Raw genomic sequence first — 24,074 nt, forward strand, 5'->3', positions numbered from 1 at the left:
TTTGTAAACTCCCGAGCCCGGACAGATAAATTAGAGGAGCTTTTATGAATCCGACATTGTTACGCGTAACACAGCGCATTATCGAGCGCTCGAAAGAGACCCGTTCGGCCTACCTCGCCCGGATTGAACAGGCAAAGAGCAACACCGTCCACCGATCCCAGCTGGCATGCGGAAATCTGGCGCACGGCTTCGCTGCCTGCCAGCCTGAAGATAAAGCGTCGCTGAAAAGCATGTTGCGTAACAATATCGCCATCATTACCGCCTATAACGATATGCTCTCCGCGCATCAGCCGTACGAGGTCTACCCGGACATCATCCGTAAGGCGCTGCACAGCGTGAACGCGGTGGGCCAGGTGGCGGGCGGCGTACCCGCCATGTGCGACGGCGTGACGCAGGGGCAGGACGGTATGGAGCTCTCTCTGCTGAGCCGCGAAGTGATCGCCATGTCCGCGGCGGTGGGCCTGTCGCACAACATGTTTGATGGCGCGCTGTATCTCGGCGTATGCGACAAAATTGTCCCGGGCCTGGTGATGGCGGCGCTGTCGTTTGGGCATCTGCCTGCGATCTTCGTGCCGTCCGGTCCGATGGCAAGCGGTTTGCCGAACAAGGAAAAAGTGCGTATTCGCCAGCTGTACGCGGAAGGGAAAGCAGACCGCCAGGCGCTGCTGGAGGCGGAAGCCGCGTCCTACCATGCGCCGGGGACCTGTACGTTCTACGGCACGGCCAACACCAACCAGATGGTGGTGGAGTTTATGGGGATGCAGCTTCCGGGCTCGTCCTTTATCCAGCCGGACGCGCCGCTGCGCAAGGCGCTGACCGAGGCTGCGGCCCGTCAGGTCACGCGTCTGACCGGCAACGGCAACGAATGGATGCCGATGGGCAAAATGGTCGATGAAAAAGTCATCGTCAACGGGATTGTCGCCCTGCTGGCCACCGGCGGATCGACCAACCACACCATGCACCTGGTGGCCATGGCGCGCGCGGCGGGCATTCTGATTAACTGGGATGACTTCTCCGAGATCTCATCCGTGGTGCCGCTGATGGCGCGCCTGTACCCGAACGGCCCGGCGGACATCAACCACTTCCAGGCCGCAGGCGGCGTACCGCTGCTGATGCGCGAGCTGCTGAAGGGCGGTTTGCTGCATGAAGACGTGAATACCGTGGCGGGCTTTGGCCTGCAGCGCTACACCCAGGAGCCGTGGCTGAACAACGGCGAGCTGGACTGGCGTGAAGGCGCGAGCGCGTCTCTTGATGCGCAGGTGATTGCCACCATCGATAAACCGTTTTCCCCTCACGGCGGTACCAAAGTGCTGAGCGGCAACCTCGGTCGCGCGGTGATGAAGACCTCTGCCGTACCCGAAGAGAGCCAGATTATTGAAGCGCCAGCGGTGGTGTTTGAAAGCCAGCACGACGTATTACCCGCCTTTGACGCCGGTCTGCTCGATAAAGACTGCGTGGTGGTGGTGCGTCACCAGGGGCCGAAAGCCAACGGGATGCCAGAATTACATAAACTTATGCCGCCACTTGGTGTATTATTGGACCGCCGTTTCAAAATTGCGTTAGTCACCGATGGACGCCTCTCGGGCGCATCCGGTAAAGTGCCTTCCGCTATCCACGTGACGCCGGAAGCCTACGACGGCGGTCTGCTGGCGAAAGTGCGCGACGGCGATACGATCCGCGTGAACGGCCAGACGGGCGAGCTGACCCTGCTGGTCGATGACGCCGAGCTGGCGGCACGCAAGCCCCATATTCCTGACCTGAGCGCCTCGCGCGTGGGGACCGGACGCGAAATGTTCAGCGCGCTGCGTGAGAAACTCTCCGGTGCCGAGCAGGGCGCAACCTGTATGACGTTTTAAGACGACTTGATTTTAACGATCTGGCGAGAGAAAACTCTGATGAAAAACTGGAAAACAAGTGCAGAAGCAATCCTGACCACGGGCCCTGTCGTGCCGGTTATCGTGGTAAACAAGCTGGAGCACGCTGTACCGATGGCGAAAGCGCTGGTTGCGGGCGGCGTTCGCGTTCTGGAAGTGACCCTGCGTACCGCCTGCGCGATGGACGCGATCCGCGCGATTGCCAAAGAAGTGCCGGACGCCATCATCGGTGCGGGTACCGTGACGAACGCAAAACAGCTGGCTGAAGTGACCGAAGCGGGCGCACAGTTTGCCATCAGCCCGGGCCTGACCGATTCGCTGCTGAAAGCCGCGACCGAAGGCACTATTCCGCTGATCCCGGGCATCAGCACCGTCTCTGAACTGATGCTGGGCATGGACTACGGTCTGAAAGAGTTCAAATTCTTCCCGGCGGAAGCGAACGGCGGCACCAAAGCGCTGCAGGCGATTGCCGGTCCTTTCTCACAGGTACGCTTCTGCCCGACGGGCGGGATCTCTCCTGCCAACTACCGTGACTACCTGGCGCTGAAAAGCGTGCTGTGCATCGGTGGCTCATGGCTGGTTCCGGCGGATGCGCTGGAAGCGGGCGACTGGGATCGCATCACAAAGCTTGCTCGCGAAGCGGTGGAAGGCGCGAAGCTGTAAGTCATTCGCCGCATGAAAAACGGGCCTTTCGGCCCGTTTTTTTATCCTGCTACCTTGATGCTCGCAGCGGCCGCTTTCGCTCTCGTTACGGCGTCGTCCACGCTATCCCCGGTGGCTAATGCCACGCCAAGACGGCGGGTTCCGTCGATCTCCGGCTTGCCGAATAAACGTACCTGCAACCCGGTCCCCACCGCCGCGTCGACGTTAGCAAACGTGACGTTCTGGCTGGTTAGCTGCGGCAGAATCACCGCCGAGGCGGCCGGGCCGTACTGACGGATACCGCCGACGGGCAGGCCGAGGAAGGCGCGCACGTGCAGGGCGAACTCGGAGAGATCCTGCGAAATCAGCGTGACCATGCCGGTGTCATGCGGGCGAGGGGAGACTTCGCTGAAAATCACCTCATCTCCGCACACGAACAGCTCCACGCCGAACAGGCCATAGCCGCCCAGCGCCAGAACGGTTTTCCTCGCGATCGCCTGCGCACGCTCCAGCGCCAGGGCGCTCATCTGCTGCGGCTGCCAGGACTCGCGGTAATCGCCATCCTCCTGGCGGTGGCCAATCGGATCGCAGAAATGGACGCCGTCAACGGCGCTGACGGTCAGCAGGGTGATCTCGAAATCAAACTTCACGACGCCTTCGACAATCACGCGACCGGCTCCGGCGCGGCCACCCTGCTGGGCATAATCCCACGCCTTGTCCAGGGTGCTGCTGTCGCGGATAAAGCTCTGGCCTTTTCCGGAGGAGCTCATCACCGGCTTAACGATGCACGGGTAGCCAATTTCGTCTACGGCCTGCAGGAACTCAGCTTTATCGCCCGCAAAGCGGTAGCTTGAGGTGGGCAGCCCCAGCTCTTCCGCCGCCAGGCGGCGAATGCCTTCGCGGTTCATGGTCAGCTTTGCGGCTTTCGCGCAGGGCACAACGCGCTGGCCTTCCTGCTCCAGGGCGATCAGCGTGTCGGTCGCGATGGCTTCAATTTCCGGCACGACAAAATCGGGTTTCTCACGCGCGATGAGGTCGCGAAGGGCATCGCCATCGAGCATGTTAATCACATACGCGCGGTGGGCGACATGCATGGCGGGCGCATCGGCGTAGCGGTCTACGGCAATCACCTCCACGCCTAAACGCTGACACTCAATGGCCACCTCTTTTCCCAGCTCGCCCGATCCTAACAGCATCACTCGCGTCGCCGCAGGTCGCAGCGCGGTTCCTAAACGAATCATAACAATCCCCCTGAAAAAGTTGCGCGCAGTATAAACGAAAACGTTTGCGTCTGTCTTGTACGTGGCTAAGTGCGGGGTAATAAATTTGCGCTTCTTTAGCCCGCCCAGACATTTCCTGACGCCTGCTCGCTTACGCTGTGGAACATGTACACCGTTAAGTGAGGGAAACCATGTCTGGCTGGCTAAATCAACTGCAGTCCCTGTTAGGGCAGAAAACATCCTCTTCCGGCGAGCGGGACCTCAGCAAGCTGCTGGTGCCCGGGGCGCTCGGCGGGCTGGCAGGCCTGCTGGTCGCGAATAAATCCTCGCGCAAGCTGCTGGCAAAGTATGGCACGGGCGCGCTGCTGGTCGGTGGGGGTGCCATCGCGGGCACCGTTCTGTGGAACAAATACAAGGACAGGGTTCGGACCGCGCACAGCGATGAACCGCATTATGGCGAGCACACCTCGCCGCTGGATCTGCGTACCGAACGGCTCATTAAGGCGCTGGTTTTTGCCGCGAAAAGTGATGGGCATATCGACGATCAAGAACGCTCGGCGATCGAGCAGCAGCTGCGCGAAGCCGGTGTTGAAGAGAAGGGCAGAGCGCTGGTGGCGCAGGCCATCGAGCAGCCGCTCGATCCCCAGCGCCTGGCGCAAAGCGTGAAAAATGAGGAAGAGGCGCTCGAGCTCTATTTCCTCAGCTGCGCCGCCATCGATATCGATCACTTTATGGAGCGAAGCTACCTTAACGCCCTCGGCGACGCGCTGAAGATCCCTCAGGACGTGCGTGAGGGCATTGAGCGGGATATTCGGGAACAAAAACAGGCGTTACAGGGATAGTCCCCGCCGTTGCGGCCCGGTTTCGCTTGCATCATGCGTGGGTTTTGCCAACCTTATAGGGTGTAAAACTCAAAAGAAAGATGACATGCCACCGAAAGCCCGACGTATTCCTTATGCGATCGCCACGCATGGCGATACGCGTATAGACAACTATTACTGGCTGCGGGACGATTCGCGTTCCCGGCCAGAGGTGCTCGACTATCTGCACGATGAAAACGACTATGGCCGCAGGGTTATGTCCAGCCAGCAGACGCTGCAGGACCAGCTGCTGAACGAGATGGTGCAGCGCATTCCCCAGCGCGATATCTCCGCGCCCTGGACCAAAAACGGCTATCGCTACCGCCATATTTACGAGCCCGGCAACGAGTATCCCATCTACCAGCGCCAGTCGGTGCTCAGCGCCGAGTGGGATGCGTGGGATATTCTGCTGGATGCCAACCAGCGCGCGGCCCACAGCGAGTTCTATACGCTGGGCGGCATGTCCATCTCGCCGGATAACGCGGTGATGGCGCTGGCGGAGGATTATCTCTCCCGGCGCCAGTACGGCCTGCGTTTTCGCAATCTGGACACCGGCAACTGGTATCCGGAAATGCTGGAAAACGTCTCACCGGATTTTGTCTGGGCCAATGATTCCGAGACGGTCTATTACGTTAAAAAGCACGCGTCGACGCTGCTGCCGTATCAGGTGTGGCGACATACCGTGGGAACGGACTCCGCTGGCGACGAGCTGGTTTACGAGGAGAACGACGAGACCTTTTATGTCAGCCTGCATAAAACCTCCTCTCGCCACTATGTGATTATCTTCCTTTCCAGCGCGACGACGTCAGAAGTTCTGCTGCTGGATGCCGAATTGCCCGACGCCCAGCCGCTCTGCTTCCTGCCGCGCCGCAAGGATCACGAGTACAGCCTGGATCACTTCCAGCATAGCTTTTATCTGCGCTCGAATCGCGAGGGGAAAAACTTTGGTCTCTATAAAACCAAGGTGCGCGACGAGCGCAAGTGGGAGGTGCTTATTCCCGCGCGGGAGCAGGTGATGCTCGAAGGGTTCACCCTGTTTACCGACTGGCTGGTGGTGGAAGAGCGCCAGCGAGGGCTGACCAGTATCCGGCAAATCAACCGAAAAACCCGGGAAGTGGTGGGGATTGCGTTCGACGACCCGGCCTACGTGACGTGGATTGGCTTTAACCCTGAGCCCGAATCGTCGCGGCTGCGCTACGGCTACTCGTCCATGACCACGCCGGACACCCTGTTCGAGCTGGACATGGATACCGGGCAGCGCCAGGTGATTAAGCAGACCGAGGTCAAAGGGTTTGAGTCTGAAAACTACCGCAGCGAGCACCTGTGGGTCACCGCCCGCGACGGCGTCGAGGTTCCCGTCTCGCTCGTCTACCATAAGGCCCATTTCCAGAAAGGGAAAAACCCGATCCTGGTCTACGGCTACGGCTCCTACGGCTCAAGCATGGACGCCGATTTCAGCAGCAGCCGATTAAGCCTGCTCGACCGCGGCTTTGTTTTCGCCATCGCCCATATTCGCGGCGGCGGTGAGCTGGGTCAGCACTGGTATGAAGACGGGAAATTCCTGAAAAAGAAAAACACCTTCAATGACTATCTCGACGTTTGCGATGCGCTGATCGATCAGGGCTATGGCGATCCGCAGCTCTGCTTTGGCATGGGCGGCAGCGCGGGCGGCATGCTGATGGGGGTGGTTACCAACCAGCGTCCAGAGCGCTTCAAGGGGATTGTCGCGCAGGTGCCCTTTGTCGATGTGGTGACGACCATGCTCGATGAGTCCATTCCGCTGACCACCGGGGAGTTTGAGGAGTGGGGGAATCCGCAGGATGAGATTTATTATCGCTACATGAAGTCGTACAGCCCGTACGACAACGTGGAGGCGAAAGCCTACCCGCACATGCTGGTCACCACCGGTCTGCATGATTCTCAGGTGCAGTACTGGGAGCCGGCAAAATGGGTGGCAAAACTGCGGGAGCTGAAAACCGATGACAACCTGCTGCTGCTCTGTACCGATATGGATTCCGGACACGGGGGGAAATCGGGGCGATTCAAATCGTACGAAGGCGTGGCCCTGGAATATGCCTTTTTGATAGGCCTGGCGCAGGAGACGCTGCCAGGCCGTGCGGAGCGTTAGGCGTCGCCGAGATAGTGCTTCAGCGTTAAGCGCAGCTCCGGGCTCATTCTGTCGAGGTTGTTATACAGCCAGCGCAGATAGCCCAGGTCCTTATCCGCCACCTCGGACACCGGCTTCCCGCGATATTTACCAAAGGTAAAGGTGGTCAGCAGCGCGGGACGACCGGTGATCGTCGCCATATCATCCGGCGTCCAGCCTGAGGTATTCATAATATCAATCAACAACGCGGCGGTGATATAGCAGTCATACAGGGCGCGGTGATGGTGAAGCCCCTCAGGGGTACGGACGCTGAGCTTGCGGGACTTGTATAGCGCCATGTTACTGTATTTAATTCCCGGCCAGAGACGGCGCGCCAGCTTCATGGTACAAATCCATTCGCCCGGCATTTCAGGCAACACGCGGCGGTCAAAGCTGGCGTTGTGCGCGACGTACCACGGACTACCGTAGTAGTGGGGAATAATCTCTTCGATCCACGGCTTATCCGCCACCATCGATTCAGTAATCCGATGGATAGCCATCGCCTGAGGGCTGATGGGGCGATCGGGACGCACCAGATGGCTCATTGGGTTGACGATTTTACCATCAACCACGTCGACAGAGGCCACTTCCACAATTCCGCCCTGAAGATCGCAAGTTTCGGTATCGATGACGCGCAGCATTGAAAACTCCTGAGCTTAAAACGCCTAGCCTAAAGGAATGATATCGCCTTGCCAACCCTCTCCGCCGAGCGTGCCGGTCAGCAGCAGCTCGCCCTTATCCGCGCGAACGATCAGCTGGCCCCTTTCATCCCACAGGGCGCTACCGCCGCAGGCGTTCGCCATCAGCACCGCAATGGCATATTTATGCGCGAAGCGCTGCAGGGTGCTGATGGACTGCCGCCAGCGGTTATCTTCCACTGACTGACAGCTGGTAACCAGCGTGGCTCTGGGGTCGAGATTGGGGGAATCGGCATGGGCTTCAAGAATGCTGAGCTGCTTTTCCCCCGGCACCAGGCTGGCACCGCTACCCTGTGGGTAGCGCAGAATGCGGCGGCGAGCGGGCGTAAACAGCGCGAGGCCTTTCAGGCGCTGGCCGTTTCGCTCCAGGGGGAGCCCTGCAATCACGGTAAGCCGGTGAGAATGCGCCGCCTCGAGCAGCGGTTCCAGCTGCGCGTCGCCGGGTGGAGGAGGTAACGTCGTTGAATCCGAGCCCGTTAACGAGAGTTCCGGGAAGACCAGCAGATCGCACCGCTGCCGCGCGGCTTCGGCGATGAAGCGCAGGTGATTCGTAACGTGGTCATCCACGCTCTGATGCTGACGGCCATACTGGGCTGCCGCTATATTCCAATGTGACATCGTGACTTCCTTATACACTGAGTCGCAGAGATTTAAGAATACACCTAAATTTATCAGGGCTTTCTTATCCTGCCAGATTCCGCGTAAGGAAGTGTAACGACTCGTTAAGCTTATTTAACTTTAGGCTCGTACGGTAAACGGGAAAGGTTAACCGAGGCGAGACGGTGGGCGATTAATCTTTCGCGAAACCAGTCGCGCAGATGGGTGGGCTGTTCCCGCTCAACGACTTCAGCCACGATGGGCATGTTGTAACGCTCTTTGAACGCGACGCCTGCGGCAGCGAGATCGACATTCACTTTATCCATCTCGTCCTGTGGAAGGGCGGCCAGATTGATCTTCATTACCTTCTCCTTTTTATGCGGCGGCAACGTTACCGCGATTGCACGACGATGACAAGCGGAGGCAGGATGATCCTCGACTCGTTTATTATACAGCGTTATTCTTTAGCATACAGACATAACAAAAAGGAATGATTGCGATGGGTTTCCCTGTTTCCCGCGCGGTATGCGCACTGGTTTTTGTGGCCTCGACAATGATGACCTCCTCCGTGCTGGCCCATGCACATCTAACACAGCCGATCCCGGCCGCAGACAGCGTGGTGAGCGCTCCGCAGGCAATTACGCTGAATTTTTCAGAGGGTATCGAACCGGGATTTAGCGGCGTGGTGGTGACGGACGCGCAAAAGCAGGTCATTAAAACGGGTACCGCTACGCGAGACGACAAGAACAAGGCTCAGCTCACCGTTCCGCTGGAACACGCGCTGGCATCCGGGACGTATCGGGTAGACTGGCACGTCGTCTCCGTGGACGGCCATAAAACCAAAGGCAGCTATCGCTTTAGCGTGAAATAGCATGCTGGCGCTGTGTTATATCGGGTTGCGCTTTGTCCATTTCGCGGCGCTGATGCTGGTTTTTGGCAATGCGCTTTACAGCGTCTGGTTTGCGCCTTCCTCTCTTCAGCGGCTAATGTCGCGACGTTTTGCCCGACGGCAGCGCGTGGCATCTCTAATCAGCCTGACTACCGCGATGGTGATGTTTGTGCTGCAGGGCGGGCTGATGGGTGACGGCTGGGGGGACGTGCTTAACCCTCTGGTCTGGCAGGGCGTTCTGGGAACGCAGTTTGGCAGCGTCTGGCTGTGGCAAATCATCCTCGCCGCGATGACGGTCGGTGCCGCATGGCTGGCGCCGCTGAAAGGTTCGCGACTGCTGCTGCTCGCCATGGGCCAGCTTATCCTGCTGGCGGGAGTAGGGCACGCGGCGATGAACGACGGCCCGCTGGGGGCGTTACAGCGGGTTAATTATGCCTTCCATCTGATATGCGCCGCGACCTGGCTTGGTGGATTACTGCCCCTGCTGTTCTGCATGCGCCTGGCGAAGGGGCGCTGGCAGAATGCCGCCATCTTTACCATGATGCGCTTCTCGCGCGTTGGCCACTATGCGGTCGCGGGCGTGCTGCTCACCGGCGCGCTCAATGCGCTATTGATCCTGGGCATCCATATTCCCTGGCAGGCTGGCTACGTGCAGTTTTTGTTGTTCAAATGTGCGCTGGTGGCGTTGATGGTGGTAATTGCGCTGGCAAATCGGTATTTTCTGGTGCCACGGTTTCGTCCGGAGAGCGGGCGAGCACAACAGATTTTTATCAGGATGACACAGGCAGAAGTGGTGCTGGGCGCGCTGGTACTGGCAACGGTCAGTCTGTTCGCCACCTGGGAACCCTTCTGACAAGGTTAAATATCATATGAAAAAGACAGTACTTACTCTCATATTGCTGGCCTGCACCGGGAGCGCGTTTGCCGCACCGCAGGTTATCACGGTCAGTCGTTTTGAAGTGGGCAAGGACAAATGGGCGTTCGACCGTGAAGAGGTGATGCTGACCTGCCGCCCAGGCCATGCGCTGTATGCCATCAACCCGAGCACGCTGGTGCAATACCCGTTAAACGATGCCGCAGAGCAGCAGGTCGCCAGCGGCAAGAGCAGCGGCCAGCCGATTAGCATTATTCAGATCGATGACCCGGCGCATCCTGGACAGAAGATGAGTCTGGCACCGTTTATTGAGCGCGCCGACACGCTCTGCTAACGTTCAGGTTTCCAATAAAAAACCGCAGATGCTTGCGAAAGCACTGCGGTTTTTCACATTTAATGATGCTCTGGCGCTTTTTTTCCAACCGCTTTAGCTGTGGACTGGAAAACCTGGCGTCGTCATCTATTCTTAAAAGGCAAGGCGACTTAGCCTGCATTAATGCCAACTTTTAGCGCACGGCTCTCTCCCAAGAGCCATTTCCCTGGACCGAATACAGGAATCGTATTCGGTCTCTTTTTATCTGCATGAAAGTAAAAGACTCATCCTTGCATTGCCTCACTTCTGCAGCGCACGTCCTGTGCGGCTGGTTAAAACATAACACACTACGGCAGGCAGTCGTCCAGCCCTTTTTGCCTGTTTTGTTAAATTTTCGTGTGTAATTCAAAAAAGCACGCGCGGGGTCTGAAAGTGCGACTTAACCGACGCCTCTATCTCATCGAGGAGCTCAAAGCGACGGCGGTATTCGGCTCGTTTTTTACTGGCAATCTCTTCGAGGGATTTCCGCTCCATCTGTAGCGGCAACTGCCAGCAGAAGGCCGAGAGCTTTTTGCCGTCCAGCGATCCCCAAAACTCATCGTAGCTGGCGTGGAAATGGCGGCCTTTGCTCAGGCGATATCGCAACGCGCGGAAAACGTGCCCCTCGTCGCTGACGGCAAAAATCGCCCGGACAGAGGACTGCGCGGCCAGCTGGAAAAGGACTTCCATCAAAACGCGCTTAGGGAACAGGCCGTGGCAGGCGCGGGTGGCCTGCTTAATGACGTCTCGCGATACGCTGCGACGGGGGCCCTGAAGCCCGCCGATGACCATGACTGGCTGTCCGTTGCTGCGCGCGACGCTAAAGGTCAGGCTCGCCAGCAGCGTATTCTCGCTGTCGTGAAGCCAGAGGGTGCTTTCGCCTTCACGCTCGGCTTTACCCGCAGAGGACGCGTTGACCGTAAAGGTTACACCGTCTTTGGCATGAAACTGCGCGATGGTTTGCTCCAGCGGGCTGGTCAGGGCCTGAGCGAGAGCGCTCTCTTTCAGGCTATCAATCCAGTAATAGTGGTTAACAATCGCGTCGGCGCGATCGTTAGCCGTCAGGCCACGCATCAGATACTGCCGGTGGGTCTTGCTGGGCAACGTAATCTGTGAGGCGAGCAGCTTGTCGAAATCACCCCGGCCGGAAAGGGCTTCCAGCATGCGGCGTGTAGAGGACCAGAACAGCAGCGAGCGTAAAAGAAACTTCAGGCGATATTCGCGTTTCCGCCAGATTGGCCCCGGCACGCGTTTGCCGTTTACCAGCTCGGAAATAATATTTGTGCGATGCGGGTAAAAAACATCGTTATGCAGGTGCGTATTAGACACGTGAAGACCCCTCTTTTTTTCTACCCTTATTCTAAAGAGCCAATAAAAAGGGATTAATAGTGTGAGGATCTTTATTTCTGTTTGGTTTACCGTTTGTTTCACTTGGTGAGGACCGTGCCTGGCTGTTGCCTTTTCTACGACGGCTATACTGTTAAATGGAGGTGCTATGTATCAGCGAATTGAAGGTGGAATGTGGCGTCACGTCTGGGTTGTCAGCGATATACACGGCTGTTATCAGTGGCTTATGGATGAACTCAGGCGCCGTCACTTTAACCCGTATGAGGATTTGCTTATTTCAGTCGGGGACATGATCGACCGTGGCCCTGACAGCGTTAAATGCCTGCAGTTAATGAATGAAAAATGGTTTCGCGCGGTGCGGGGCAACCATGAGCAAATGGCGCTCGACGGTCTGGATAATAACGATTTTTCTCTCTGGACGATAAATGGCGGAATGTGGTTTGCGCATCTTGAACGCGACCAGCAGGCGCTTGCGCTGTCGTTGCTCGACGCCTGTCGCGATTTACCGCATATCATCGAGATAACCTGCGCGAACGGTCTGAATGTGATTGCCCATGCTGATTATCCGGCCGCGGAATACGGCTGGCAAAAACCGGTGAGCGCCCATCGCGTCTTATGGGACCGCGATCGGCTGATGGGATTTATGGTAGGCAAAGGGCAGGGCATCAGCGGGGCGGATCATTTCTGGTTCGGACATACGCCCGTTGACAAACGGTATGATTTTGACAATCTTCACTACATCGATACGGGTGCGGTATTTGACGGTTACTTTACGCTGGCGCAGCTGCAGTAATAAATAACCCGCCTTCGGGCGGGTTCTCTTTAGGTCAGGCAAGACGCATGACCCAGGCATCGGTTTTACTATCGTAATGCTCACGGTAAAGGACAGAATGTTCGCCATCAAGTATTGCCGGGACGCTGGTGTCTGCATCCCATGCATCGAGCTGCATGCACAAATCCGGGTCGGATTTGCAGGGAATACTTAACGTTCGATCGCCTTGCGCTTCGCCGCGCAGCTCTGCGTCGTCGATCTCAAAAGCGCCAATACGCACGCTGGTTTTCGTCATAGTGCTCTCCGGGTCGGTTGTCAAAATCTGGTATGACCAGTACGGTCCCCATTTTTGATCGTAGACAAGGAGAGCAAAATCGCCAGTAAAAAAATGCGCTTTTTTTCAGGCCGTGCGATCGTTACCGGTAAACAGCCGACCGTCCCGAACCAGCTCGCGCGGATAGCTGTTTTTCAGCCTCGAGCCGACCTTTTTGGCCAGCCCCAGCGGGTAGCCCTGATACGTCACTATCACTTCATCACCTGATGGGGTGCCGTCCGGATAGACATCGCGACCCCGGTACCACTCTTCGGCTTCCTGATGCGTCAGGGCAAAGGTATTCTCGTGGCCGGCAAGGGCGATGGCGGCCTCATGCTGCCAGCGATAGCCTTTATTATGCACTTCCGCCAGGCGGATCCCGATACGGGAAAAACGGATCTTTCCGATAAGCGGCTCTATCGCAGCCGGGAACAGCCATATCTCTTTATCACGCATCCAGAGGTTCAGGCTCTCATCCCAGACCAGGCCAACCTTGCGGGCGGCGGCTTCAAGCTGCGCAGCGTCGCGACCTTTAAGAGGGGCAAACGGGAAGTTGCCCACCTTGAATTTCGGTGCAGGCAGGGGAGCAATCCCCTGCGTTTTACGCAGACGCGCCACAAAGAATCCTTCGCAGTCGTAGATCTGCGGGAACACGTGGAGGAACCCCTCGGGGGTCACGGCCTCTTCTGCTGACGTGAACAGATCGTTAAGCGGCAGAAATTCGACTGCCTCCGGATATTGCGCCTTCAGCCACAGGCAGACGTCTTCGTTTTCATCGCGGTTTAAGGTGCACGTTGAGTAGACCAGCGTGCCGCCAGGGCGCAGGGCATGAAATGCGCTCTCGATCAGCTCGCGCTGGGTGGCGGCGATCTCAAGGTTGCTCTCTACTGACCAGTTCTTTAACGCATCGGGATCCTTACGCACCACCCCTTCGCCGGAACAGGGGGCGTCCAGCAGAATGGCGTCGAAGGCTTCCGGTACGGCGGCGCCAAACACGCGTCCGTCAAAGTGGGTCAGGGCGACATTGTGAATACCGCAGCGGCTAATGTTGGCATGCAGCACCTTCACGCGGCTGGCGGAGAATTCGTTAGCAAGGATCGCCCCGTGGTTGCCCATCCGGGCGGCAATTTGGGTGGTTTTTGAGCCCGGCGCGGCGGCAACATCCATCACGCGTTCAGGCGCGTTGCCATCGGCAAACAGGGCGGCTACCGGCAGCATGGAGCTGGCTTCCTGGATATAGAACAGGCCGCTCAGATGTTCAGCGGTACTGCCCAGCGGCAGTGAGGCTTCGTCATCGCGTTCGATCCAGAACCCCTCAGCACACCACGGTACCGGCGTCAGCTGCCAGCCGTACGGGGAGACCAGCGCCAGAAAATCCTCGACGCTGATTTTCAGCGTGTTGACGCGAATACTCCGGCGCAGCGGACGCTGGCAGGCGGCGATAAAATCGTCTAGCGACAGGTGAGAAGGAAGCGCCTCGCGCATCTGCGCCAGGAATTGTTCAGGAAGAAATACGGAGTTTTGAGCCACGGGCACACCACAGGGAAAAGTTCAGGCGCGCAGTGTAGCATAAAGGCTCCGGTGCGGTGACACCGGAGCCTGTCAGATTAACGCGGCAGGGCGGTTCCCCATTCGCGCCACTCTTTCGGTTCGCTCTCGAGCAGCAGGAAGTGTTTACCCGGCTGCGCTTTTGGCGCCAGCGGCGTTCCCGGCGGCGTGGCAAAGGCAATGCCGCCGCGAATGAACTGGTTAAAGGTGCCGGTTTTCACCACGCCGCCCGTCAGGCCAAAGTCCAGCGAATAGCCGGATGCCAGCCAGAATACCGAGTTATTACGCACCAGGTGCTGATATCGCTCGCTGATGCGTAACGCCACCATGACGCGGTCGGACAGCGTGCCGAGCGTGAGGCCCGTAACCGTCCCCACCTCAATGCCGCGGAACAGAACCGGCGTGCCGATATTCAGCGAGCCCGCTTCCGGCACCTCCACCACGATGCTCAGGCCGCCCAGGTAGCGCGAATCGGTGATCGTGGCTTCCTGCAGCTCGAAATCACGACGGGCATTGCCCTGGCCTGGCTCAACGTTGATGTACGGCTGTAAAATGGTGTCGAGATGCTCAACGCCCGCCGCCGAGATCTGCGGCGTGACCACCGAGAAGCGCGAACCCGTGCGGGCGAAGGTCTGTACGTATTCCGGGTAAAGCACGGCGGTGGCCTGCACTTCGTTGCGCGAGGTGATTAGCGTCAGCTTCTGAATCTGCCCGATATCAATGCCCAGATAGCGGATAGGCATGCCTTCCGCCAGCTTACCGGCGTCAAAGGCGTGCAGGGTAATCTGCCCACCCACGGCACGCGCGGCGGTTTCGGACGGGAAGAGAATCCGCTTATCGCCTTTGCGCAGATTCGCGCCCGCGCCGCTGAGGTTATCGAAGCTAATCGCCCCTCGCAGGGCGCGCGAGAGCGGGGAGGCCTGCACGGTCAGCCCGTTACCGTTGAGCTGAACTTTCGCGCCGCCTTCGGCCCAGAAGACGCTGTTCGGCGTCAGCAGCTTGCGATATTCCGGCTTGATGTGCAGTTCGATATCAAACGCGTCCGCGCGTGGGCGAACGGCGATCACTTCCCCGACTTCAAACTTGCGATAAAGGACCACGGACCCTGCCTGAACGTCCGGCAGCGTCTCGGCGCTTAAGGTCAGCGTGGTGGTAGGCAGATCGCCCAGGCTGTTTTCAATGGCTTTCTCCAGGTTGGCATACAGCGGGTAGCTGTCGCGCACGGGGCCTTTGTCGCCCGGCAAAATGCGGATGCCGCCGTTGACCCATTCGCTGGCGCTGGCACCGAGGAATTCCACGCCGTCCAGACCCACCTTCACGTCAACGCGGCTGTTCACCACGAATTTGCTGTCGCCATGCACCAGGTCGCTATATTGCGGATCGATGGCGACCGAGAAGGTCACGCCATTCGCCGAGAGCTTGCGCTCCAGCACCTGGCCGACCTGCACGCCGTGTAAAATCAACGGCTGACCGGCTTCGATGCCGTAGCTTTCTGGCGCATTCAGCGTGACCGTCACCACGCCCGGCTTTTGCAGCAGCGCTTTATCCGCCGGGGCAATCACGAAGCTGTTGCTGGGCTGACCTTCACCCGGGATCAGCTCAAAGGTATTCCCGGTCAGCAGGGTGCTGAGGCTGGCATCGTTCAGGGAGATCTTTGGACTGCGCATCTCGATGCGCGTTTTCTCGCGCAGGAGATCGACCACGCTCGGATCGACCGTCATTTCGCCGGTAACCGATCCGCCCGGGTTGAGCGTCATTTTAGTGAGCTGACCGACCTGCAGACCCTGATACATCAGCGGCGTTGAACCGGCTTTCAGCCCCTTAGCATCGGGCAGGGCGAGCTTGACGATCACGCCGCGCTGGCTGTGCGCCAGGTCGGCATACAATCCGAACGAGTCATCAGCGGTGGCCGGGCTCGAGTTTTCCGGGGAGTCAAAGGCAATAGCGCCATTCACTAGCGCGGCCAGGCTTTCCAGCTTCACCTTCGCACCGCTCAGGCTGAGGTCCGCATCCACGCCGGACACGTTCCAGAAGCGGCTGCCCTTTTTCACCAGATTGGTGAAGCGACGCTCGATCAGCACGTCGATGGTGACGCCCTGTTTATTTGGGTTGATCGCGTAATCGTACACGCGGCCAACGGGGATCTTACGAAAATAGACCAGCGAGCCGCTGTTCAGGGAACCAAGATCCGGCGCCTGCAGATGGATCATCAAATCGCCGTTATTGAGGCGATACTTGGGCTGCGTATCCAGGGCAACAAAGTGATCCTGCGGTTCGCCTTTGCCCGGCATCATGCCAATGTAGTTACCGCCCACGAGGGCATCCAGCCCGGACACGCCGGCCAGAGAGGCTTTCGGCGTCACCAGCCAGAACTGCGTTTCGCTGCGCAGGGCATCCTGCATGTCAGATTTGATACTGACCCGCACCTGAATCTTGTTCAGCCCTTTTCCAAGGGAGATGTCCTGAACCGTCCCCACCTCAACCCCCTGGAATCGAACGGGCGTTCGCCCGGCGACGATGCCGTCGGCGGTCTGGAAATCAATGGTGACGGTACTCCCGCGATCTTCATAGCTGGTCCAGATCAGCCAGCCCGCAATCATCAGCGCGATGACGGGCAGCAGCCAGAATGGCGAAATGCGGCGTTTAGTTTTAATTCTCGCTTCAGTCGGCGAAGCGGGGGTTTCCTGACTCATGTGCATCCCAAAGTAAGCGGCTATCCAGCCATTCCACAGCAAGAATAGTTAATATCACCGCAGAGCCGAAATAAAAAGCCGCGGGTCCCATTGTAAAAGCAAGTAACTGATCGCGATTGATGAGCGACATCATCAGCGAAATTACGAAGAGATCTAACATTGACCAGCGGCCAATCCAGGTGACGAATCGCAGAAGCAAAATGCGGGTCCGTAAGCCCTGTTCACACTTTAAGTGAATGCTGATGAGCAGGGTAAACATCACTACCACTTTGGTAAAGGGAACCAGGATACTGGCGATAAAGACAATTGCCGCCACCCCGACATTGCTGTGCGCAAGGGAGATAATCCCCGAGAGGATAGTATCCTCCTGACGCCCGCCATTCACGTAAATGATGGAGATCGGCAGCATATTGGCCGGGAGCAGAAACACCAGGGAGGCAATCAGCGCGGCCCAGCATTTTTGCAGGCTGTTGTTACGCCGCAGCCTCAACGGAATATGGCACCGCGGGCAGCGTCCACGCGCGTCCGGCAGCCCGGTATAGTGGCATCCCAGACAGACGCGCAGATTTTCATCGGGACGCGTGGCGGGGCGCTGAGGATAAAACCGCTCCCAGAGCTGCTCAACGTTCAGGTGAATCAGCGTCAGGATGCTCAGCAATACCAGGCAAATAAAGGCAAAGAGCCCGATACCGGGCTGCAGGAAGGCATAATCCTGCACTTTTATTGACGCAACGCCCACGCCTACCAGATAAATATCGAGCATCACCCACTCTTTAAGCTTATCCAGCATCAGCAGCACCGGGCGAAGGTTCATGCCGAGAATATTACCAAACCAGAGATAGGCAATGGCGGCGACCAGCACCAGCGGTGCGCCAACGGTGCAAAACAGCACCATGGCGGCGGTAATCGGATCGCCCTGACGGGTCATCTGCCAGATCCCCTGCAGCACGTTGGCGTCAATGCGTACGCCGAGCAGGTAGAGCTTCAGCAGCGGCTCGCTCCAGGCGAAGGGCATCAGCAGCAGCATGGTGACGGCCATGGCGGCGAGGCGGGTTAGCGACCAGTCGCGACCATCACGAATTTTGGCGTCGCAGCGGGGACAAAAGGCACTTTGGTGCGATTTCATCTTCGGCAACATAAAAAGCGTATCGCACTGGGGGCAACGCTGATAATGTGCACGTGGCAAAGCTTCGCTTACCGTATGGACGGTTATCTTTCTTGTCGGCGTAATTTTGGTTGTTTTTAAGGCCATCAGCTGCGCACAAATAAGTATTGTTGAAAGTTATAATAACTCATGAACGGATTCATCTTGAGCATGAGCGCATTTAATGCTTATTTTAATAGGCTATGCGGTAATTTTGTAAGACAACTAAGTGATTGAATAATGAACAAAACAGAATTCTACGCGGATCTTAACCGCGATTTTAAGGCATTGATGGCGGGTGAGACCAGCTTCTTAGCCACTCTGGCAAATACTAGCGCATTGTTGTTTGAACGTCTCTCTGACGTAAACTGGGCAGGCTTTTACCTTCTTGAAGGTAACACGCTGGTGCTTGGTCCTTTTCAGGGCAAACTGGCCTGCGTGCGTATCCCGGTAGGGCGTGGCGTATGCGGCACGGCGGTGGCTGAAAATCAGGTACAGCGCGTGGAGGATGTACACGCGTTTGACGGACACATTGCCTGTGATGCCGCCAGTAATTCTGAAATCGTTCTGCCGCTGGTGGTCAAAAATCAGATTATTGGCGTTCTGGACATCGACAGTACGGTCTTCAGTCGCTTTACAACCGAGGACGAACAGGGGCTGCGCGAGCTGGTGGCGAATCTGGAAAACGTACTCGCTGCAACCGATTATCAAAAATTCTTTGCGAGCGTCGCAGGATAATCAACGGATAACGTAGCATTTACTGATAGCGTCATTATAATGACGCCTGTTCATGCCTGCGCTTGTTGGCAACGTCCGTTGTAATCAGGAAATTTCATGGAAAATCAACCTAAGTTGAATAGCAGTAAAGAAGTTATCGCATTTCTGGCCGAGCGTTTCCCGCAGTGCTTCAGCGCGGAAGGTGAAGCTCGTCCCCTGAAAGTCGGTATTTTTCAGGATCTGGTGGCGCGTGTTGAAGGGGAAATGAACCTCAGCAAAACTCAGCTGCGTTCCGCCTTACGTCTTTATACTTCGAGCTGGCGCTACCTGTACGGTATCAAACCTGGCGCGACCCGCGTGGATCTCGACGGCAACCCGTGCGGTGAGCTGGACGAGCAGCACGTTGAGCACGCGCGCAAGCAGCTTGAAGAAGCCAAAGCACGCGTTCAGGCACAACGTGCAGAACAGCAAGCGAAAAAACGCGAAGCCGCCGCGGCAAACGGCCAGGAAGACGCGCCTCGCCGCGAGCGTAAACCACGCCCTGCGCCGCGTCGTCACGATAATAACGATCGCAAACCGCGTGCAGACAAACCAGCAGCAAAAGCCCCGCGTGCCCCTCGTGAAGAGCCGCGCCATACGCCGGTTTCTGACATTAACGCCCTGAGCGTAGGTCAGGCGCTGAAGGTAAAAGCGGGTAACAATGCTATGGACGCCACCGTACTGGAAATCACCAAAGATGGCGTTCGTGTACAGCTGACTTCTGGTATGTCAATGATTGTACGCGCAGAACACTTGTTGTTCTGAAACGGAGGCCAAGCCTGGCATGAACACTTTTTTTAAGCTCACCGCGCTGGCGGGCCTGTTTGCTATAACAGGTCACGCTTTTGCAGTGGACGATATCACGCGTGTTGATCAAATTCCGGTACTCAAGGAAGAGACGCAGCACGCGACGGTGAGCGAGCGCGTGACCTCACGTTTTACCCGCTCGCACTATCGTCAGTTCGATCTCGATCAGGCCTTTTCGGCCAAAATCTTTGACCGCTATCTGAACTTGCTGGATTACAGCCATAACGTTTTGCTCGCCAGCGATGTCGAGCAGTTCGCTAAGCGTAAATCCGAGGTGGGTGACGAGTTGCGTTCAGGCAAGCTGGATCTGTTCTACGATCTCTACAACCTGTCGCAAAAGCGCCGCTTTGAACGCTATCAGTACGCGCTGAAAGTGCTTGAACGTCCAATGGACTTTACCGGCAACGACACCTTCAATCTGGACCGCAGCAAAGCACCCTGGCCGAAAGATGAAGCCGAGCTGAATGCGCTGTGGGACGGTAAGGTTAAATACGACGAGTTAAGCCTCAAGCTCACCGGCAAAGACGAAAAAGAGATCCGTGACACGCTGACGCGCCGTTACAAATTTGCCATTCGTCGCCTGGCCCAGACCAACAGTGAGGATGTTTTCTCGCTGGCCATGACGGCCTTTGCGCACGAAATCGATCCGCACACCAACTATCTTTCTCCGCGCAACACCGAACAGTTCAATACCGAAATGAGCCTTTCTCTGGAAGGTATCGGTGCGGTGCTGCAGATGGACGATGATTACACGGTGATCAATTCGATGGTCGCTGGCGGCCCGGCATCCAAAAGCAAAGCGATTAGCGTAGGCGATCGTATTGTGGGTGTAGGCCAAACCGGCCAGAACATGGTTGATGTGATCGGCTGGCGTCTCGATGACGTGGTTGCGCTGATCAAGGGTCCGAAAGGCAGCAAGGTTCGTCTGGAAGTTCTGCCAGCCGGTAAAGGCACCAAAACCCGTATCGTTACTCTGACCCGCGAGCGTATCCGTCTGGAAGACCGCGCGGTGAAAATGTCGGTGAAAACCGTGGGTAAAGAGAAGGTTGGGGTGCTGGATATTCCTGGCTTCTACGTTGGGTTGACTGACGATGTGAAAGTTCAGCTTCAAAAGCTTGAAAAGCAGAACGTCAGCAGCATCATCATCGACCTGCGCAGTAACGGCGGCGGGGCGCTGACGGAAGCGGTTTCCCTCTCTGGCCTGTTCATTCCATCTGGCCCGGTGGTTCAGGTGCGCGATAACAACGGTAAAGTGCGTGAAGATGCCGACAACGACGGTGTGGTCTACTACAAAGGCCCGCTGGTGGTTCTCGTTGACCGCTTCAGCGCTTCCGCGTCTGAGATCTTCGCCGCTGCGATGCAGGACTATGGCCGTGCGCTGATTGTCGGTGAGCCAACCTTCGGGAAAGGCACCGTTCAGCAGTACCGCTCTCTGAATCGTATTTACGATCAGATGCTGCGTCCGGAATGGCCTGCGCTGGGCTCGGTTCAGTACACCATTCAGAAATTCTACCGCGTGAACGGCGGCAGTACGCAGCGTAAAGGCGTTACGCCGGACATCATGATGCCGACTGGCACGGAAGAGACGGAAACCGGCGAGAAGTTTGAAGATAACGCCTTGCCGTGGGACAGCATCAATGCCGCGACCTACGTGAAGGCGGGTGATATGACGCAATTTGGCCCTGAACTGCTGAAAGCGCATAACGACCGCATCGCGAAAGATCCGGAGTTCCAGTACATCATGAAGGACATCGCACGTTTCAATGCCCTGAAGGATAAGCGGAATATCGTGTCTCTTAACTACGCACAGCGTGAGAAAGAGAACAACGAAGACGATGCAACCCGCCTGGCGCGTATCAACGATCGCTTCAAGCGTGAAGGTAAGCCTCTGCTCAAGAAACTGGACGATCTGCCAAAAGATTACCAGGAGCCGGATCCGTATCTGGACGAGACGGTGCATATCGCTCTCGACCTGGCGAATCAGGAAAAAGAGAAACCTGCCGTACAGCCCGCTCCGGCAAAATAATCTCCCAACAGGCACAAGAAATTGTGCCTGTTTCTTTTTGTTCTCTGTCCTTCCGTCAGCCTGATTTCAAATTGTGTAAAGTTGTGTCTTTCTGGTGACTTACGCCCGCCGGATGCTTGAAAATAGCCGTAATACCCATACGATGTGGGTAATCGCATAGTGCGTTTTGTTAAACTGAGGTAAAAAGAAAATTATGATGCGAATCGCGCTCTTCCTGCTCACCAACCTGGCGGTCATGGTGGTTTTCGGGCTCGTGCTAAGCCTGACAGGAATTCAGTCGAGCAGCGTTCAGGGTCTGTTGATTATGGCGCTGCTGTTTGGTTTTGGTGGCTCGTTCATCTCCCTGCTGATGTCGAAGTGGATGGCACTGAAATCGGTGGGCGGTGAGGTTATTGAACAACCGCGTAACGATATGGAACAGTGGCTGATGAACACGGTGGCCCAGCAATCCCGCCAGGCCGGGATCGCCATGCCGCAGGTGGCGATTTACCATGCTCCAGACATCAACGCGTTTGCCACGGGCGCCCGTCGCGATGCGTCCCTGGTTGCGGTTAGTACCGGACTGCTGCAGAACATGAGCCGTGACGAAGCCGAAGCGGTTATTGCCCACGAAATCAGCCATATCGCAAACGGTGACATGGTGACCATGACCCTGATTCAGGGCGTCGTGAACACCTTCGTGATCTTTATCTCCCGTATCCTGGCGCAGATTGCGGCAGGCTTTATGGGCGGCAACCGCGACGAAGGCGAAGAGAGCAACGGTAACCCGCTGATCTATTTCGCCGTGTCTATGGTCCTGGAACTGGTGTTCGGTATTCTGGCCAGCATCATCACCATGTGGTTCTCCCGCCACCGTGAATTCCACGCGGATGCCGGCTCGGCGAAGCTGGTGGGGCGTGAGAAGATGATTGCCGCGCTGCAGCGCCTGAAAACCAGCTACGAGCCGCAGGAAGCGAACAGCATGATGGCCTTCTGCATCAACGGGAAATCCAAATCGCTGAGCGAGCTGTTTATGTCTCACCCGCCGCTGGATAAACGTATTGAAGCGCTGCGCAGTGGAGAATACCTGAAGTAACGCAAAGAACCTTATTAAGCCGGGCAGGAGAACACTCCGCCCGGCTTTTTTTATGCCTGAACCCTGGGCTGGGTCACCCGCAGGCCGCTGACGATAGCGGCGAGGGTGGCAAGGGCACCTGCGGTGAGAAGCGCAACATGGTTGCCGTTTTGTCCGGCGAGGTTAAACATCAGGGCGACCAGCGCCGCCCCGCAGCTTTGTCCCAGAAGGCGAGCGGTCCCGAGCATGCCGCTGGCACCTCCGCTGCGATGACGCGGCGCGGAGGTGATGATGGTGTGGTTATTGGGGGACTGGAACAGGCCAAACCCCGCGCCGCACAGGATCATGCGCCAGATGATGTCCAGATCGGTTGGCGATGAGGGGAGCAATGCCAGCGCGAACAGGCCTGTCGCCATCACCCCCAGCCCCAGCGCGCCGAGTAAACCGGCATGAACGCGTTCAATTAAGTAACCCGCCAGCGGCGCCATCACCATGGTCGCCAGAGGCCAGGGGGTTAACAGCAGGCCGGTTTCCACTTCTGAACGCCCGATCGTGCTCTGCAGAAAGAAGGGGAGAGAAACCAGAGCCAGCATCTGGGCGCAGAACGAGCAGACTGACGTGCAGATGGAGAGCGAAAAGAGGGGAATGCGCAGCAGATCGACGGGCAGTAGAGGCACGGGAAGCGTGAGCTGGCGGCGAACAAAGAAGAAGCCGATTGCCAGCAGGGCGATGAGCTCAGCGCCAGTGAGTAACAGAGATTGTCCCTGCGCAAAGCCGCTCAGCGCCGTAATCAGCAGGCCAAAGGTCAGGGCATTCATCACCGCGCTCGCCACATCGAAGCGCGGCATGGTGCTTTTGGGACCGTTCGCGGGAAGAAAGCGCAGGGCAAAGAAGATGGCGACCATACCCAGCGGCACGTTAATGGCGAACAGCCATTGCCATGACGCAACGGAAAGGATCGCCGCCGCAATAGTTGGCCCGGCAGCGGAAGAGACGGCGACAATAAACGAGTTTATTCCCATGCCGCGACCAAGATGGCGCTGCGGATAAATGAGGCGGATCAGCGCCGTGTTTACGCTCATGAGCGCCGCGCCGCCAAAACCCTGCGCAATGCGGGCCAGCGTCAGGGTATGCAGCGAGTCTGAAAGGGCGCAAAGCAGTGACGTGAAGGTAAACACCACCAGACCGCACTGGTACACCCGACGGTAGCCGAACATATCGCCCAGAAAAGAGAACGAGAGCAGGGAAACCACAATCGCTATCTGATAGGCGTTAACAATCCATATTGAGCTGGCGGGAGAGGCGTGCAGGTCGCTGGCGATGGTTGGCAGGGCAACGTTCGCGATTGCGCCGTCCAGAACGGCCATTGAGATACCAATAATGATGGTCGCTATTGCGCCATACCGCTGGGGTAAAGGCAGGCCATCGGAAAGGTTTTTTTCCATGAGGATTAAAAAAGCTC

At 57.3% G+C, this 24,074-nt stretch carries 22 protein-coding genes; 12 read left to right on the forward strand and 10 right to left on the reverse strand.

Going from position 1 to position 24,074, the window contains the following annotated elements; genetic code table 11:
• The first annotated feature begins 44 nt into the window (after nucleotides 1-44).
• Nucleotides 45-1,856: a phosphogluconate dehydratase gene (edd, locus tag L6R44_RS00640; RefSeq protein WP_237422903.1), complete on the forward strand. Its 1,812-nt coding sequence runs from the start codon at nucleotides 45-47 to the stop codon at nucleotides 1,854-1,856.
• A gap of 39 nt (nucleotides 1,857-1,895) precedes the next feature.
• A complete protein-coding gene (locus tag L6R44_RS00645; RefSeq protein ID WP_237422904.1) occupies nucleotides 1,896-2,537 on the forward strand; it encodes a bifunctional 4-hydroxy-2-oxoglutarate aldolase/2-dehydro-3-deoxy-phosphogluconate aldolase in 642 nt (213 codons plus the stop codon).
• A 41-nt stretch (nucleotides 2,538-2,578) separates the two neighbouring features.
• Here L6R44_RS00645 and purT read toward each other — a convergent pair whose 3' ends face one another.
• Complete coding sequence (gene purT, locus L6R44_RS00650; protein WP_237422905.1) at nucleotides 2,579-3,757, reverse strand: formate-dependent phosphoribosylglycinamide formyltransferase; 1,179 nt, start codon at nucleotides 3,755-3,757, stop codon at nucleotides 2,579-2,581.
• 170 nt (nucleotides 3,758-3,927) lie between these two features.
• Between purT and L6R44_RS00655 the strand changes: the two genes are divergently transcribed.
• Nucleotides 3,928-4,578, forward strand: a complete 651-nt coding sequence (locus L6R44_RS00655) for a tellurite resistance TerB family protein (RefSeq protein ID WP_237422906.1) — start codon at nucleotides 3,928-3,930, stop codon at nucleotides 4,576-4,578.
• 85 nt (nucleotides 4,579-4,663) lie between these two features.
• On the forward strand, nucleotides 4,664-6,724 hold the full coding sequence (gene ptrB / locus L6R44_RS00660) for an oligopeptidase B (protein WP_237422907.1): 2,061 nt from the start codon (nucleotides 4,664-4,666) through the stop codon (nucleotides 6,722-6,724).
• Here ptrB and exoX read toward each other — a convergent pair.
• From exoX to L6R44_RS00675, 3 genes are all read right to left on the reverse strand, one after another.
• Nucleotides 6,721-7,383, reverse strand: coding sequence for an exodeoxyribonuclease X (gene exoX / locus L6R44_RS00665; RefSeq protein ID WP_237422908.1), 663 nt, complete (start codon nucleotides 7,381-7,383; stop codon nucleotides 6,721-6,723). The two genes, ptrB and exoX, sit on opposite strands and share 4 nt — an antisense overlap.
• A 24-nt stretch (nucleotides 7,384-7,407) precedes the next feature.
• Entirely contained in the window at nucleotides 7,408-8,058 is a 651-nt protein-coding gene (locus L6R44_RS00670) for a carbon-nitrogen hydrolase family protein (RefSeq protein WP_237422909.1), read from the reverse strand.
• A gap of 110 nt (nucleotides 8,059-8,168) precedes the next feature.
• Nucleotides 8,169-8,399 carry a DNA polymerase III subunit theta gene (locus tag L6R44_RS00675; RefSeq protein ID WP_237422910.1) on the reverse strand — a complete coding sequence of 77 codons (231 nt, stop codon included), beginning with the start codon at nucleotides 8,397-8,399 and terminating at the stop codon, nucleotides 8,169-8,171.
• A gap of 137 nt (nucleotides 8,400-8,536) precedes the next feature.
• Here L6R44_RS00675 and yobA point away from each other — a divergent pair, with 137 nt between their 5' ends.
• Genes yobA through L6R44_RS00690 form a run of 3 tightly spaced genes read left to right on the forward strand, consistent with a single transcriptional unit; the run spans nucleotide 8,537 to nucleotide 10,134 of the window.
• The gene (yobA, locus tag L6R44_RS00680) at nucleotides 8,537-8,908 is read left to right on the forward strand and encodes a CopC domain-containing protein YobA (RefSeq protein ID WP_237422911.1); all 372 of its coding nucleotides are present in this window, start codon (nucleotides 8,537-8,539) and stop codon (nucleotides 8,906-8,908) included.
• A 1-nt stretch (nucleotide 8,909) separates the two neighbouring features.
• Nucleotides 8,910-9,779 carry a copper homeostasis membrane protein CopD gene (gene copD / locus L6R44_RS00685; RefSeq protein WP_237422912.1) on the forward strand — a complete coding sequence of 290 codons (870 nt, stop codon included), beginning with the start codon at nucleotides 8,910-8,912 and terminating at the stop codon, nucleotides 9,777-9,779.
• A 16-nt stretch (nucleotides 9,780-9,795) separates the two neighbouring features.
• Nucleotides 9,796-10,134 carry a YebY family protein gene (locus L6R44_RS00690; protein ID WP_237422913.1) on the forward strand — a complete coding sequence of 113 codons (339 nt, stop codon included), beginning with the start codon at nucleotides 9,796-9,798 and terminating at the stop codon, nucleotides 10,132-10,134.
• Between the two features lie 384 nt (nucleotides 10,135-10,518).
• Here L6R44_RS00690 and L6R44_RS00695 read toward each other — a convergent pair whose 3' ends face one another.
• Entirely contained in the window at nucleotides 10,519-11,481 is a 963-nt protein-coding gene (locus tag L6R44_RS00695) for a DUF535 family protein (RefSeq protein ID WP_237422914.1), read from the reverse strand.
• A 166-nt stretch (nucleotides 11,482-11,647) separates the two neighbouring features.
• Here L6R44_RS00695 and pphA point away from each other — a divergent pair, with 166 nt between their 5' ends.
• The gene (gene pphA, locus L6R44_RS00700) at nucleotides 11,648-12,292 is read left to right on the forward strand and encodes a protein-serine/threonine phosphatase (RefSeq protein WP_237422915.1); all 645 of its coding nucleotides are present in this window, start codon (nucleotides 11,648-11,650) and stop codon (nucleotides 12,290-12,292) included.
• A 34-nt stretch (nucleotides 12,293-12,326) separates the two neighbouring features.
• Here the strand turns inward: pphA and L6R44_RS00705 are convergent, their stop codons facing one another.
• From L6R44_RS00705 to yebS, 4 genes are all read right to left on the reverse strand, one after another.
• Nucleotides 12,327-12,566: a YebV family protein gene (locus tag L6R44_RS00705; RefSeq protein ID WP_008500472.1), complete on the reverse strand. Its 240-nt coding sequence runs from the start codon at nucleotides 12,564-12,566 to the stop codon at nucleotides 12,327-12,329.
• Between the two features lie 105 nt (nucleotides 12,567-12,671).
• The gene (gene rsmF / locus L6R44_RS00710) at nucleotides 12,672-14,114 is read right to left on the reverse strand and encodes a 16S rRNA (cytosine(1407)-C(5))-methyltransferase RsmF (RefSeq protein ID WP_237422916.1); all 1,443 of its coding nucleotides are present in this window, start codon (nucleotides 14,112-14,114) and stop codon (nucleotides 12,672-12,674) included.
• A 77-nt stretch (nucleotides 14,115-14,191) separates the two neighbouring features.
• Nucleotides 14,192-16,825 carry a PqiB family protein gene (locus L6R44_RS00715; RefSeq protein ID WP_032641263.1) on the reverse strand — a complete coding sequence of 878 codons (2,634 nt, stop codon included), beginning with the start codon at nucleotides 16,823-16,825 and terminating at the stop codon, nucleotides 14,192-14,194.
• A complete protein-coding gene (gene yebS, locus L6R44_RS00720) occupies nucleotides 16,794-18,077 on the reverse strand; it encodes a membrane integrity lipid transport subunit YebS (RefSeq protein ID WP_237422917.1) in 1,284 nt (427 codons plus the stop codon). The genes L6R44_RS00715 and yebS overlap by 32 nt, the downstream gene beginning before the upstream one ends.
• Before the next feature lie 132 nt (nucleotides 18,078-18,209).
• Between yebS and L6R44_RS00725 the strand changes: the two genes are divergently transcribed.
• The 4 genes from L6R44_RS00725 (at nucleotide 18,210) to htpX (ending at nucleotide 22,633) form a co-directional block, all read left to right on the forward strand.
• Nucleotides 18,210-18,707 (forward strand): GAF domain-containing protein, encoded by a 498-nt coding sequence (locus tag L6R44_RS00725; protein WP_032641259.1) that lies wholly within the window; start codon nucleotides 18,210-18,212, stop codon nucleotides 18,705-18,707.
• Between the two features lie 96 nt (nucleotides 18,708-18,803).
• The gene (gene proQ, locus L6R44_RS00730; protein ID WP_032641257.1) at nucleotides 18,804-19,490 is read left to right on the forward strand and encodes an RNA chaperone ProQ; all 687 of its coding nucleotides are present in this window, start codon (nucleotides 18,804-18,806) and stop codon (nucleotides 19,488-19,490) included.
• Nucleotides 19,491-19,509: 19 nt separating this feature from the next.
• On the forward strand, nucleotides 19,510-21,558 hold the full coding sequence (gene prc / locus L6R44_RS00735; protein WP_024909720.1) for a carboxy terminal-processing peptidase: 2,049 nt from the start codon (nucleotides 19,510-19,512) through the stop codon (nucleotides 21,556-21,558).
• A 193-nt stretch (nucleotides 21,559-21,751) separates the two neighbouring features.
• On the forward strand, nucleotides 21,752-22,633 hold the full coding sequence (gene htpX / locus L6R44_RS00740; RefSeq protein WP_014884290.1) for a protease HtpX: 882 nt from the start codon (nucleotides 21,752-21,754) through the stop codon (nucleotides 22,631-22,633).
• A 50-nt stretch (nucleotides 22,634-22,683) separates the two neighbouring features.
• Here htpX and L6R44_RS00745 read toward each other — a convergent pair whose 3' ends face one another.
• Nucleotides 22,684-24,057 (reverse strand): MFS transporter, encoded by a 1,374-nt coding sequence (locus tag L6R44_RS00745; protein WP_237422918.1) that lies wholly within the window; start codon nucleotides 24,055-24,057, stop codon nucleotides 22,684-22,686.
• Between the last annotated feature and the right edge of the window lie 17 nt (nucleotides 24,058-24,074).

The sequence above is a fragment of the Enterobacter cloacae complex sp. ECC445 genome, from assembly GCF_021892025.1.
Taxonomy (GTDB): Bacteria; Pseudomonadota; Gammaproteobacteria; order Enterobacterales; family Enterobacteriaceae; genus Enterobacter; species Enterobacter chengduensis.